The sequence below is a fragment of the Verrucomicrobiia bacterium genome (assembly GCA_026414565.1).
Taxonomy (GTDB): Bacteria; Verrucomicrobiota; Verrucomicrobiia; order Limisphaerales; family Fontisphaeraceae; genus Fontisphaera.
Map to the genome: position 1 here is coordinate 1 of JAOAIT010000024.1, position 13,229 is coordinate 13,229.

10 protein-coding genes and 2 pseudogenes are annotated in these 13,229 nt (G+C 67.1%); 6 read left to right on the plus strand and 6 right to left on the minus strand.

Translation table 11 applies throughout. The features are described 5' to 3' along the window. Positions 1–69: 69 nt before the first annotated feature. The 5 genes from N3J91_06045 to aroC all read left to right on the plus strand — a co-directional run bounded on the left by N3J91_06045 (position 70) and on the right by aroC (position 4,450). Positions 70–681 carry a TonB C-terminal domain-containing protein gene (locus N3J91_06045; protein MCX8155995.1) on the plus strand — a complete coding sequence of 204 codons (612 nt, stop codon included), beginning with the start codon at positions 70–72 and terminating at the stop codon, positions 679–681. Beyond that, the gene (locus tag N3J91_06050) at positions 678–1,880 is read left to right on the plus strand and encodes a hypothetical protein (GenBank protein MCX8155996.1); all 1,203 of its coding nucleotides are present in this window, start codon (positions 678–680) and stop codon (positions 1,878–1,880) included. The genes N3J91_06045 and N3J91_06050 overlap by 4 nt, the downstream gene beginning before the upstream one ends. Before the next feature lie 24 nt (positions 1,881–1,904). Next, a complete protein-coding gene (gene pal, locus N3J91_06055; GenBank protein ID MCX8155997.1) occupies positions 1,905–2,525 on the plus strand; it encodes a peptidoglycan-associated lipoprotein Pal in 621 nt (206 codons plus the stop codon). A gap of 46 nt (positions 2,526–2,571) precedes the next feature. Next, positions 2,572–3,186: a peptidoglycan-associated lipoprotein Pal gene (pal, locus tag N3J91_06060; protein ID MCX8155998.1), complete on the plus strand. Its 615-nt coding sequence runs from the start codon at positions 2,572–2,574 to the stop codon at positions 3,184–3,186. 148 nt (positions 3,187–3,334) lie between these two features. Then, positions 3,335–4,450, plus strand: a complete 1,116-nt coding sequence (gene aroC / locus N3J91_06065; GenBank protein ID MCX8155999.1) for a chorismate synthase — start codon at positions 3,335–3,337, stop codon at positions 4,448–4,450. A gap of 1 nt (position 4,451) precedes the next feature. On the opposite strand, the gene N3J91_06070 is transcribed toward aroC, so the two are convergent. The 3 genes from N3J91_06070 to N3J91_06080 form a co-directional block, all read right to left on the minus strand. Beyond that, the gene (locus N3J91_06070; protein MCX8156000.1) at positions 4,452–5,777 is read right to left on the minus strand and encodes a nucleotide sugar dehydrogenase; all 1,326 of its coding nucleotides are present in this window, start codon (positions 5,775–5,777) and stop codon (positions 4,452–4,454) included. Positions 5,778–5,855: 78 nt separating this feature from the next. Beyond that, positions 5,856–7,271: a hypothetical protein gene (locus N3J91_06075; protein MCX8156001.1), complete on the minus strand. Its 1,416-nt coding sequence runs from the start codon at positions 7,269–7,271 to the stop codon at positions 5,856–5,858. Between the two features lie 7 nt (positions 7,272–7,278). Further along, positions 7,279–8,664, minus strand: a complete 1,386-nt coding sequence (locus N3J91_06080) for a hypothetical protein (GenBank protein ID MCX8156002.1) — start codon at positions 8,662–8,664, stop codon at positions 7,279–7,281. 116 nt (positions 8,665–8,780) lie between these two features. Between N3J91_06080 and N3J91_06085 the strand changes: the two are divergent. Beyond that, positions 8,781–8,873, plus strand: a pseudogene (locus tag N3J91_06085) (energy transducer TonB). Positions 8,874–9,387: 514 nt separating this feature from the next. On the opposite strand, the pseudogene N3J91_06090 reads toward N3J91_06085, so the two are convergent. The 3 genes and pseudogenes from N3J91_06090 to N3J91_06100 form a co-directional block, all read right to left on the minus strand. Then, positions 9,388–9,891: pseudogene (locus tag N3J91_06090) on the minus strand (ABC transporter ATP-binding protein). Between the two features lie 47 nt (positions 9,892–9,938). Then, positions 9,939–11,987, minus strand: a complete 2,049-nt coding sequence (locus N3J91_06095) for a cation-translocating P-type ATPase (protein ID MCX8156003.1) — start codon at positions 11,985–11,987, stop codon at positions 9,939–9,941. Positions 11,988–11,990: 3 nt separating this feature from the next. Beyond that, positions 11,991–13,076 carry a protease modulator HflK gene (locus N3J91_06100; protein ID MCX8156004.1) on the minus strand — a complete coding sequence of 362 codons (1,086 nt, stop codon included), beginning with the start codon at positions 13,074–13,076 and terminating at the stop codon, positions 11,991–11,993. Positions 13,077–13,229 lie beyond the last annotated feature (153 nt).

A 13,229-nucleotide genomic window follows, 5' to 3' on the forward strand; every position in this document is an offset into this window, starting at 1 on the left:
AGATGTGTATAAGAGACAGCCGCCCCGCCGGCCCCCCCGGCCCAGCCCACGCCCACCCCCGCGCCGCCCGTGACCACGCCCCCCAAGGCCAATCCCACTCCCACCCCGCCCAAGACCGAGCCGCCCGCCAAGTCCACCGCCAAGACCACCACCCCGGCCCCGCCCGCCAAAAACCCGCGCATCAACACCACTCTCACCACGCGCAAATCCTCCGACAAGGCCGCCACCGAAAAAACGACCTCTTCGCCCACCGCCAAGACCGGCGCGGCCCAGTCCGCGCAACGCGCCCAGGCGGTGGAGCGCGTCATGCAATCCCTCCACCAGGGCCTCACCTCCGGCGGTTTGACCCTCAGCGATGTCGTCGGCTCCGGCGTCGGCGGCGGCCCGGCGGCCATCAATTACAGCCAGGCCGTGCTGGGCGCGTATGACGACGCCTGGCAGCCCCCGCCCGAGCTGGAGGAGGACACCGCCGTGACCGTGGCGCGCATCATTGTGCACCGCACCGGGCGGATTGTGGACGCCCGCATCATCAAGCGCTCCGGCAATCATCTCATGGATTTGTCCGTGCAAAACGCCCTCGAGGCGGTCAAGGAACTGCCGCCCTTCCCCGAGGGCGCGCGGGATTTGGAACGCACGTTCAAAATCGAATTTAATCTTAAAGTGAAACGAGGCATCGGATGAACAACCTGGATCTTTCACGGCGGACATTTGGGCAACGGCTGGGCTGGAGCGCGGCGGGCCTGTGTCTGTGGGCCGCAGGCCTTCGCGCCCAAACGGGCGAGGAAACCCTGGTCATCCCCAAGGAGGCCAACCCGGCCTCCGTCATCCCTGTGGCCGTCAGCGGCTTTTCGGGCGAGGTGGACCAGGTAATCCGTTTTGATCTGGAGGTGCTCGGCTGCGAGATCGTCCCCCTCGAGCGCGCCGTCTATCTCGTCCAGGGCTCCAACAGCGGCAACGTCCAGGGCGCCCTCATGGATGCCCGCACCAAAAACTCTCTCCTGGCCAAGGCCTACACCGGCGGCACCCTCCGGGCGCAGGCCCATGCCTTCGCCAACGATGTGATCCTCTCGCTCCGCGGCACCAAGCCCATTTTCCACACCCAGATCGCCTTCAAGGTGGACCGCGGGCCGGTCAAGGAAATCTACGTCAGCGACTTCGACGGCCATAATCCGGTCCCCATCACCCGCGACAATTCCATCACCGCCGCCCCCTGCTGGCGGCCGGGCACGCGGCAGTTGTATTATGTCTCCTACAAGGAAGGTTTCCCCGCCATTTATTTGCATGACCTCAACGCCGGCGTGCGGCGGCCGGTGGCGCGCCATGCCGGCTCCAACATCAGCCCCGCCATCTCGGCCGATGGCAAACTGGCCCTCATCCTGAGCAAAGGCGGCAGCCCCAACTTGTACGTGGCCGATGCCGAAGGACAAAACCTGCGGCAGTTGACCCGCGGCCGCGAGGGCGAATCCTCCCCCTGCTGGTCCCCCGACGGCAAACAGATTTGCTTCGCCTCGCGCCAGGAGGGCGGGCGCGGCCTGTACGTGGTCAGCGCCGTCGGCGGCGAGCCGCGGCGCCTGCGCACCGCGCTGGTCAGCAACGCCACCGAGCCGGACTGGTCCCCCGACGGCAAATGGATTGCCTTCACCACCCAGACCGGCGCCAACAGCTTTGAAGTGTGCGTGGTCCCGGCCGAGGGCGGCGAAGCCCTCCGGCTGGCCCCGGGCGAAGATCCCTCCTGGGCGCCCAATTCCCGCACGCTGATCATCGCCCGCCGCACCGGCAACGGCAACCGCGTGTTGTCTTTGCTTGACGTTCCCACCAAACGGGTCAAGGATGCCCACCAGGTCGGCGGCAGTGCGTCCCAGCCCAGTTGGGCGCGTTGACCCCGTACCCTTGAAGCGAACACCATGAACCGCCTCACCGCCTCCATCGGCTTGAGCCTGGGTTTGGCCCTCCTGATTGTCGTGGGCGAGGGCTGCCGTCGCCGCCCCACCGCCCTGACCTACATCCCCGGCCACAGCCGCAGTGTCACCAATGAAGTCGCCGGCCTGATGGACGACGCCACCCGCGCGCCCTCCTCCACCAGCCCCGGCGCCACCGGCCTCAAACCGGGCGGCCCCGACATCGGCTCCATCCCGCTGCCCGATCGCTCGCGCCGCGAAAACATGAACGAGGACCGCGAGTTCTTCAAAAACCAGACCGTCTATTTTGACTTCGACAAGGCCGCCGTCCGCGCCAGCGAGCGCGGCAAGGTGCAGGCCGTCGCCGAGGCCCTCAAAAAACGGCCGCAGGCCTCCGTCGAAGTCGAAGGGCACTGCGACGAGCGCGGCACCGAGGAATACAACCGCTCCCTGGGCGAGCGCCGCGCCCTGGCCATCCGCGAGTATCTCATCCTCTTGGGCATCTCCAGCGAGCGCATCTTCACGGTCAGCTTTGGCGAAGACAAACCCGCCGTGCCGGGCCACAACGAAGCGGCCTGGGCCAAAAACCGGCGGGGCGAGTTCATCCTGTTAACCCCCAAACCTTAACCTTTTGAGCTTGACCCACCACGCTCTGCAACTCCACACCTCCATCATGAAAAAACCGCTGTACCTGATTCTGACCCTCAGTCTGGCTGTCATCCTCACCGCGGCCTCCGGCTGCTCCAAAAAATCCACCAAACCCGTGACCAGTCTGCCGGCGCAAAAGGGCACCGCCGGCACCGGCTCCGGCGCCAGCGGCACCGGCACCGAAACTGTCCCCGCCCTGCCCGGCGGCACCCAAAACCCCTCCGGCGCCAACCTGCCCGGCAACCCGTGGGAGCAACCCTCCCGCGCCGGTCTGGAAGGCATGACCCCGGACCGCGAAGCCCTCAAAAATTACACCGTCTATTTCGAGTTTGATCGCTCCGCCGTCCGCCAGAGCGAGCAGCCCAAGGTCCAGGCCGTGGCCAATGTCCTCAAGGCCCAGCCCGACACCAAGCTGCAAATCGAAGGCCATTGCGACGAGCGCGGCACCGAGGAATACAACCGCTCCCTCGGCGAGCGCCGCGCCCTGGCCCTGCGCGAATTCCTCATCAACCTGGGCATTGACGGCAACCGCATCTACACCGTCAGCTTCGGCGAGGACAAACCCGCCGTCCAGGGGCACAACGAAGAAGCCTGGGCCAAAAACCGCCGCGGCGAGTTCATCCTTTACCGCAAGCCCTGAGGCCGCCGCTCGCCGCCAAAGCCACTGAGGCGCAGCGCGCCCGCGCCCGCCGGGCCCCGCAATCCGGCCCCGTGCCGATTGTCCCTGACCCGCGCCCTTCCCGGAAACGGGCATTGAGCCAGAAGCCCGTTGGCTCTACAATAATCCCATGGGCAACATCTTTGGGCATTTGTTTCGCATCACCACCTGGGGCGAATCTCACGGCGGCGGCGTGGGCGTTGTCGTCGAAGGCTGCCCGCCCCGCCTGCCGCTGACCGAGGCCGACATCCAGCCCGATCTCAACCGCCGCCGGCCCGGCCAGTCCAAAATCGTCTCCCCGCGCAAGGAGCCGGACCACGTCGAAATCCTCTCCGGCACGTTTGAGGGCCTGACCCTCGGCTCGCCCATCTGTCTCTGGGTCAAAAACGAGGACGCCCGCCCGGAGGCCTACACCGAAATGGCCGAGAAGTTCCGCCCCTCCCACGCCGATTACACCTACTGGGCCAAATACGGCATCCGCAACTGGCAGGGCGGCGGCCGCGCCAGCGCCCGCGAAACCGTGGGGCGCGTCGCCGCCGGCGCCATTGCCAAAAAAATCCTGCGCCTGCATTTCGGCGTGGAAGTCCTGGCCTGCGTGACGCAGGTCGGCCGCATCAAGGCCCAGGTGGACGTCGAGCGCGTGCAAGCGCAGGACATCGAAGCCAACATCGTCCGCTGCCCCGATGCCGCCGCCGCGGAGAAAATGGTCCGGGCCATTGAACGCGCCCGCCGCCAGGGCGACAGCCTGGGCGGCATCGTGCTGGGCCTGGCCCGGGGCGTGCCGCCCGGCTGGGGTGACCCTGTGTTTGACCGCCTCCAGGCCGATCTGGCCAAGGGCATGATGAGCCTGCCGGCCGCCAAAGGCTTTGACATCGGCTCCGGCTTTGATTGCGTCAACTACACCGGCCTCACCCACAACGATCCCTTCCGCATGCAAGGCGGGCGGGTGCGCACCCTCAGCAACCGCTCCGGCGGCGTGCAGGGAGGCATCAGCAACGGGGAAACCATTTACTTCCGCGTGGCCTTCAAACCCACCGCCACCGTCATGCACGAGCAGCCCACCGTGGATGTCCGCGGCCACAACACCACCCTTAAGGGACGCGGCCGCCATGATCCTTGCGTGCTGCCGCGCGCCGTGCCGCTGGTGGAGGCCATGACCGCGCTGGTCCTCGTGGATCACGCCCTCCGGCAGCAGGCCCAATGCGGCCCCTGGCTCAACCCGGCCGCGCCGCCGCCCCCCAAATAATTCACGCCTTCCACACCTGTCCCGGGCGGGTCCGCTGTCCGGCCATGGCGTTGCGCGTGTCCACAATCAGCCGTGCATGCCGCGCCAGCAGCGCGTAATCCACCTGCCGATGATGCGTGGCAATCAGCACCGCGTCATACTGCCGCAGCGCCTGCGCCGTCAATGGCACCGAGCGCGTGCCCGCCCAGTGGGGATGCTCCCGGTTTTTGCGGATCACCGGCACATGCGGATCATGGTAGGCCACCCGCGCTCCGTGCGCCGCCAGCAAATCCATCAGCACATAGGAGGGCGACTCCCGGTCATCATCCACATTCGGCTTGTAGGCCACCCCCAGCACCAGAATCCGCGCCCCCTTGAGCGCCCGTTGCCGCTGGTTGAGCGCGTCCATCAACCGGTGAATCACATACTCCGGCATCCGCGTGTTGATCTCGCCCGCCAGCTCGATGAACCGCGTGGACTGGCCATACTCCCGCGCCTTCCAGGTCAGATAAAACGGATCAATCGGTATGCAATGCCCCCCCAGACCTGGCCCCGGATAAAACGGCATGAAACCAAACGGCTTGGTTTTCGCCGCTTCAATCACCTCCCAGATGTCAATCCCCATCGCGGTGTACACCACCTTCAGCTCGTTCACGAGCGCGATGTTGACGCTCCGAAAAATGTTTTCCAGCAGCTTGGTGGCCTCGGCCACGCGACACGACGACACCGGCACCACCGTTTGAATCGCCCGCCGGTACAACGCCGCCGCGCGCTCCCGACAGGCCGGCGTCAGGCCCCCCACCACCTTGGGAATGGCGGACACCTGGCTGGCCGGGTTGCCCGGATCTTCGCGCTCGGGCGAAAAGGCCAGATGAAAATCCTCCCCCGCCCGCAGGCCGGATTGCTCCTCCAACACCGCCCGCAGCTCGCCCTCCGTCGTGCCGGGATACGTCGTGCTCTCCAGCACCACCAGCTTCTTCTCCCGCACCGCCCGGCTGCCCCGCCCCACCCGCCGCGGCCGCAAATACGGCGCCACCATCCGCCCCGTGTTCAGGATGAACGACAAGTCCGGCTCGCGATGCTTGTTGAGCGGCGTCGGCACGCAGATGATCACCGCCTGCACCTCGCGCACCCGCGAAAAATCCGTCGAAGCCTCAAACCGCCCCGCCCGGCGCTCGGCCGCCACCGCCGCCGCCGGTATGTGCAGGATGTAACTCTCGCCCCGATTCAGCGCGTCCACCTTGTGGGGATCAATGTCCAGGCCGATGACCCGCACCCCGGCGCGGGCAAATTGCAGAGCCAGAGGAAGACCCACGTAACCTTGTCCAACAATGGCGATGCTGTCCATGGGCTGTGAGCCTTTCGTTTGCACCCGGCCAAGTCAAGTCTGGAGGCACCCCGCCCCGCCCCCCACCGCGCGCCCGCGTCAATTCTTCGGCGGCGGCAGGTTGAGTTTGGCGCGCAACACCGCCTGCAGCCGCGGATCCATCGCGCCCGGCGCCAGCAGCTCGTCCCGCACCTGCTGATCCATTTCGGCAAAGGGCCGCAGGCCAATGCGGGCCACCACCTCCGGATCCCGGCCCAGCCCCGCCTGGTAGCTGCTCCAAATCCGCTGGGCCATGAGCCGCAACCCGGTGGCCTCATCGTCCTGATCCTGCACCAGGTAGAAATAGGCCGTGTGCAGATAACCCAGAATCGTCGCCGTCACCCGATCCCGCCCCGACTCCGACACCGTCTCGGTGATCCGCCGCACGCAGAAGGTGTCCAAATCCCCCCCGGCCGCCTTGACCTGCACATCCTCGGGGTACATCTGCGTCAGCACCTGAAACCACCGCCGCGCCTCCGCCATCCGGTTGAACGCGTAAAACGTCTCCACCGCCGAGCGCAGAAAATTGCGATGCGCCCGCCGGATGTTCTCCACCGCCCCGGGCTCCTCCTGCATCTCCCGCAGAAAAGTGGGATGCAACCGCTCGATGACCTCCGGCTTGGGCCCCAGCACGGGCACCCCCTCCGGCGTGAAGGAGAGGATGCGCCCGCGCTCAAAGGACAACTGCAACGCCTGATGAATGAGCTGATGCAGCGGCCGCACCTCGCCGGGGCGCGATTTCTTCAGCCCCAGATGCAGCCAGTACAACGCATGCGCCTCCGGCAGCCGCCAATCCAGCGGGCCGTAGGTCTCATCCACCTCCTGCATCAGCGCGGGATCCATCTTGTACTGCTCGCGCAGCACCCGCGCCCGGGCGCGGGCCTCCTCGCTCTGGGGGGCAATCAGCTCCCGGTAGCCCAACGCATTGGTGCCCAGCACCCGCATCATCTCCGCCGCCCACTGGGCCTTGTAATACAAATGGGCCGCGTCCAGATCCTTGCCGATCTTGTGCTGGAAATGCCACGCCAGCTCGCGGTAAATCAGCGCCTCGTCCGGGTTGTACCGCAGCCCCTCGTCCCGCAGCAGCCGGATGCCCCGCTGCACCCAGCGCCACCGGTCCTCCGGCGCGTTGAACTTGACCGAGATGTTGTAGGCCATGTTCCAGGCCTGGTTGATCCAGACCTGCTTGAGCCGCGGCTGCAGCTTGGTGATCCAGTCCGAGAGCTGCACCATCTCGAAATATTTCTCCTCGTCCTGCAGCCGCGAGGCGCGCATCCACAGGGCATTGGCCACCAGCCCCCGAAACCCGCCCAGCGCCACCGTCACAAACGCCAGCATCGGCGGCGCGTTTTTCAGCTCCTCCCCCTTGGGGATCATCGCCGTGCGCCGCGCCTCGAGCGGCCCCTGCCAGCGGCTGGCGCCCATCAGCAGCACCAGCGCCAGCGCGGCGTACAGGATTTTGGCGCGTGACACCATAGCCGGACTACGTGGCCGCCAGTTGCGCCGCCGCCAGCTCGCGCCGGCTGAAGGTGCTGATGCCCAGCAGGGCAAACGCGCCCCCCAACACCACCATCACCTGCAGCCACGCCTGCCCCAGCGTGCCCCAGGTGATGCTCCGCCCCGTGCTCAGCGCGTCAATCGGCGAAAAGGACCGCGCCAGTTGCACCACCGCCAGAATGCCCTTGAACACCGGCAGCATCACCCGGTCCACCATCGGCATGTCCACCTTCCCCGTCTCATGATCCCGCCCCATCACCGTCCCCTCCTCCAGCGCGGCGGCCATCGAGCCGCTGAACATCAGCACCACCATCAGCGACAGCGCAAAAAACGCCGCCACCGGAAACGACAAAAACGCCGAAGCCGCCAGCCCCAGCGCCGCTAGCAGCGCCAGCCACATCCACAAGATCAGCAGCCCCCGCGCGTAGTTCACCTCAAAGCTCGCCTCCCGATACAACACCTCCAGCCCGTCCTCGAGCAGAAACACCACCGCCGTGGGATTGCGATTCACAAAATGAATCAGCAGCGTGCCATCCTCGGCAATCACCCGCGACGCCGGCACGCTAAATTCCTGAAACGCCTCGGGCGTCATTGGCATCACGTGCTCGTACAACGGCGCCTCCAGCGGCCCAAACCGCCACCGCCCCTCCACCACCACCCCCGGCCGGTACTCCGGCAGATACAGCTTGGCGCGGATGTGCAGCGGCCCGTCCCCCAGCCGCTCCCGCAGGCCCCGCGCGTCCAGCCGCCACGCGCGCGCATAATCGCGCCGCACAATCTCATCAGCCGCCTTGAATTGCTCCTCGATTTCCCGCAACACCGCCGCGGCATCCTGGGGCGACAGCGGGCCGGGATGTTGTTTGCGCCAGTCCGCAAACGCCCGGGCCACCAGCGGTTTGAAGTCCTTGGGCGGTTCCTTCAACGAGGCCCGCGCCACCAGCACCTCCTGCCGCAACCGCTCCTGCTGCGCCGGCGGCAGCTCCCGCGAGCGCCACTGCAACTGGCCATACACCATCAGCCCCGCCGCGAAAAGCAGCGCCGCATCCAGCGTCACGATGCCCAGCCAGCGGCCCGCCCAGATTTTCCAGCGCGGCACCGGCTTGACCGCCACCATCTGCATCTGCCCCTCCTCGATGTCCCGCGCCAGCGTCCCGCAGGCCAGCCAGAGCGTGGCCGCCCCCAGCAGCGCAAAGATGCTGCCCAGCGCATACGTCAGCACAATCTGCGTAAAGCCCGTCGCCGTTTCATCATGCTTGATGATGCCCGGCAGCAGGACCGCCGCCACCACCAGCAGCGCGCTCAACACCCAGATCAGCCGGTACCGAAAGGCCGCCTTCCACGTCAGCCACATCATGGCCAGCAGGGATTTCATGCCCTAGGAGCCTTTCACCAGGTTGCGCAACTTCTCCTCCGCCCGCCGCAGCTCCTCCGCCATCTGCCGCGGATCGGCCGCCGGCGCGGCCGGCTTCTCCGCGGCGGGCGGCGTCACCGCCGGCTGCGCCAGTTGCGCCAGTTTGGCCGCATCAGGCGCGGCCTCCGCCGGCGCGGCCGTGGCCGCGGGCGCCGATGGCACGGCCGGCTCCGGCCGCACAAAACGCTCCAGCCGGCGATCCGGCTCCCCGCTTTCCGCCGGCCGCAAATACTCGGCCAGCACGTTGGCCGAAGTGGCCCCCGAGGTTTCCTCCGCCTGCTCGCGGGCCCGGCGCACCACCTCCAGAAAATACCGCTCCAGATTTTGCGTCGGATTGTCCACCTGCACCTGCTCCGCCGCCACCTCCGTCCGCAGAATCTCCAGCACCTTTTCCAGCGTGGGCCGTGACAGCACCGGCGTGGTGATGCGGATGGTGTCGCGCTCGGTCAGCAAATCTTTCAGCGCCCCCATGGCCTGGATTTTGCCCCCGTAATAAATCACCACCCGGTCGCACACATCCTCCACATCCGCCAGCAGGTGACTGCTCAAAATCACCGTCTTGCCCCGCCGCGCCAGGGCCAGGATCAAATCCTTGACCTCCCGGCAGCCCAGCGGATCCAGCCCCGCCGTCGGCTCATCCAGAATCACCAGATCCGGGTCATTGATGAGCGCCTGCGCCAGTCCGATGCGCCGCTGCATCCCCTTGGAAAACTCCCCCACCGCCCGCGTCCGCACCCCGCCCAACCCCACCATCTCCAGCAGTTGCTCGGTGCGCCGATCCCGCTCGCGCGGCGGCAGCTCAAATAAATCCCCAAAAAAACGCAGCGTCTCCCGCGCGTCCAGAAACCGGTACAGATAGGACTCCTCCGGCAGATACCCGATCCGCGCCTTGGTGGCCACATGCCGCGGCGAGTGATTGAACACCAGAATCTGCCCCGCCGTGGGCCGCAACAGCCCCAGAAGCATCTTCACCGTGGTGGACTTGCCCGACCCATTCGGCCCCAGCAGCCCGAACACCTCCCCGCGGTACACATCGAAATCCACCCCGTTCACCGCCCGGGCCTTGGGCCGGCCCCAGAAATCCTTGAACACCTTGGTCAGCCCCCGCACCGACACCACCACCTCGCGCCCCGCGGCCGCCGCGCCCGCCGGCGCGGGCGCCTGCGGGCGGCTGGGTTGTTCCGGCATGACTTGCGTTGCCATAGGGTTGCCTCCGCCTCCCTCCCCGCCCCCGCTCAGGCCGGTTGCGGCTTGAAGGTGATGGGTTGCTCCGGCGCGGACGCCGCAGGCGCGGCGGGCGGGCGGACCGGCTCATAATGCTCCAACTCCTCCCCCTGCCGCACCAGCCGCGCGCTGTTAAAGATGACGATGAACGAGCCGACATTGTGCATGATCGCCGCCACAATCGGGCTTAAATACCCAAACGCCGACAGCGCCAGCCCGCCCACGATGAACAGAATGCCCACCACAAAGTTTTGATTGATCACCGAGCGCGTGGCCCGCGACAGCCGCACCAGGAACGGCAGCCGCCGCAAATCATTGTTCATCAGCGCAATGGTGGCGCTGTGAATGGCCACCTCGCTCCCCGCCGCCCCCATCGCAATCCCAATGTCCCCCGCCGCCAGCGCCGGCGCATCGTTCACGCCGTCGCCCACCACCGCCACGCGCAGCCCCTGCTGCTTGAACGCGCGCACAAACTCCACCTTGTCCTGCGGCAGGCACTCCCCGCGGCTCTCCTCGCAGCCAATCTCGCGCGCCACCCGCGCCGCCACCGGCTGCCGGTCCCCGCTCACCATCGCAATTCGCCGCACGCCGATGGCCTTCAATTCCTCCAGCGCCGGCCGCGCCTCCGGCCGCGTCTCATCCCGCAGCCCGATCCATCCCAGAAACCGCCCCTGCCGCGCCACAAATATCAGGCTGAACCCCTCCGTCTCGTTCAAATCCACCGACTGCAGAAAATCCCCCTCCAGCCCGTGATCCCGCAGCCATTGCGCCCGCCCCACCAGCACCTCCGCGCCCTCCACCTCCGCCCTGACACCGCGCCCCGCCGTCTCGGCAAAGTTTTGCGGCTCCGCCAGCGGCACGTTCACCTCCTCCGCCAGCGCCGCCAGCGCCCGGGCCGCCGGATGATTGCTGTATTTCTCCGCCGAGGCCGCCAGCCGCAACAGCTCCGCCGCGCTCACCCCCTCCTGCGGGGCCAGGCGGCTCACCGCCAGCTTGCCCGTCGTGATGGTGCCGGTCTTGTCAAAAATGAACGCCGTCAACCGCCCTGCCAGCTCCAGATCCGCCACGTTCTTGATCAAGATGCCCAGCCGCGCCGCCGCCGACAACGCCGCCACAATCGCCGTCGGCGTCGCCAGCACAAAGGCGCACGGACACGACACCACCAGCGTCGCAATCACGCGATTCAAATCCCGCGTGAACACCCACACCAGCGCCGCCACCACCAGCACCAGCGGCGTGTAAAAACCCATGTACTGGTCTATGATCCGCATGATCGGCAGCCGGGTCTGCTCCGCCGCCAGGATCAAGTCCCGCACCCGCCCCAGCGTGGTGTCCCGCCCCGCGCGGCTCACCTTGATGTCCAGCACCCCCGTCAAATTCATCGTGCCCGCAAAAACTTCGTCCCCCACCTTCTTGTCCACCGGCAGCGATTCGCCGGTGATGCTCGCCTGATTGAGCGAGCTTTGCCCGGCCACCACCACCCCGTCCGCCCCCACATTGTCCCCGGGCCGCACCCGGATGATGTCCCCCACCTTCAGCTCATGCACCGGCACCTCCTCCTCCGCTTGGCCGGTCACCCGCCGCGCCTTGGTGGGGGTGAGTTTGATCAGCGACTCAATGGAGGCCCGCGCGCCCTCGGCCGTGCGCGTCTCGATGATCTCCCCCATCAACATGAAAAAGGCGATCACCCCCGCCGTCTTGTAATCCCCGGTGGAGATCGCGGCCAGCACCGCCAGCGCCACCAGCTCGTTGATGCTCAGCAAACCCCGCCGCAAATCCTGAATGGCGGTCCGCACAATCGGCGTCCCCAGGATCACCGCCCCCAGCATCCCGCTGGCCGCCGCCACCAGCGTGGCCCGCTCCACCACCCAGTCCACCACATAGGCGTTGATCACAAACATCAACCCGATCAGCGTCCACGTCAGCCGCACCTGCGTGTGCGAGTGATCATGCCCGCAGGCCGGACAGCTCCCGCCCGCATGATGATGATGATGCGCCTCAGGATGAGCGTCAGGGCCATCCTCGGCCTTCCGGCGGCTGAGCAGGGAGGTGACTTGCATAACTTAATGCTTGTGCTCGGGGGCGGCGGGCGCCGGGCTTTCGGTCTTCAACCGCGCAGGTTCACGATTCAACTGCAACCGCAGCTCGCGCGGCCGCCCGTCCGCGCGCGCCGGCAGGAAAAACTTGTCCTGCGCGTTGGTCAACACCCGGCCCAGCGTCTCCACCTGCAGGCGGGCCGTGAACAGCGCGGCGTCCCGCCGGTAGCTGGGCAGCAGGTCCAGAAAATATCGCGCCTCCGCCTCCACCTCGGCCACCAGCCGGTTGCGCTCCGCCTCGGCGGCGTTGCGGCGGGCGCTGGCCTCGCCCTGGGCGCGGGCCCGCACGCCGTTGGCATGGGCCTGGGCCTCGTTCACCTTGGTGTGCAGCTCGCTCTCGGCCGCCGTGACCTGGTCAAAGGCCGCCTTCACCTGCCGCGGCGGGACGGTCACCAGATCCAGTTGCTCCACCACAATCCCCAGCCCCTGCTCGCGCGCCAGTTGTTCCACGCGCGCCAGCATCCGCTCCTTCACCGCGGGCAGGTTCAGCCGCAGGGCGTCGTCCACGCTGAACTGCGCCATGGCATGAAACAACGCATTGTTCAGGGCGTTGGTCACCAGCGCCATCGCGTTGGTGAACCCAAAGTAAAACCGCACCGGCTCCACCACCCGGTACCGCAACTGCGCCTGCGCGTGAATGATGTTGCCGTCCCCCGTGACCGCGTACCCGTCCAGCACCGGATTCAACCGCGGCGGCGGCGTGTTGGCCGCCGGGCCCCGCAGCTCCCGCGGCCAGCCCACCGTCGAGCTGGCGCTCAAAATCTGCTGCGCCGGTATCTTCACCACCTCGTCAATCGGATACGGCCAGGCCAGATGAAAACCCGGCCCCAGCACCGCCTCCTCGCCCCGCCCCACCGGCTGGCCAAACCGCAGGAGCACGGCGCGCTCGTTCTGCGAAACGGTGAAGAAATTGGACCCGCAGAAATACACCACCAGCACCACCAGCGCCAGCCGGACCAGCCCAAAGCTGCTCTTCAACGCCTCGGCCAGCGCCTGCGTGCCGGCGTCACTCCATCCGCCCGGGGCGGGCGGTTTGGTTGGCGTGGGGTTCATGGCTGGGTCCCGCGCGCCGGCGCCGCCGGCTCCTTCATCAAATCAAAGGGCGGCGTGCGCTGATCCAAAATCAACGTGCTCCGCTCCTGCAGCGCCTGCTCCAGCGCCTTGAGCTTCAGCAGCAGCACCGCCAGCTCCGGGCTTTGCTCGAAC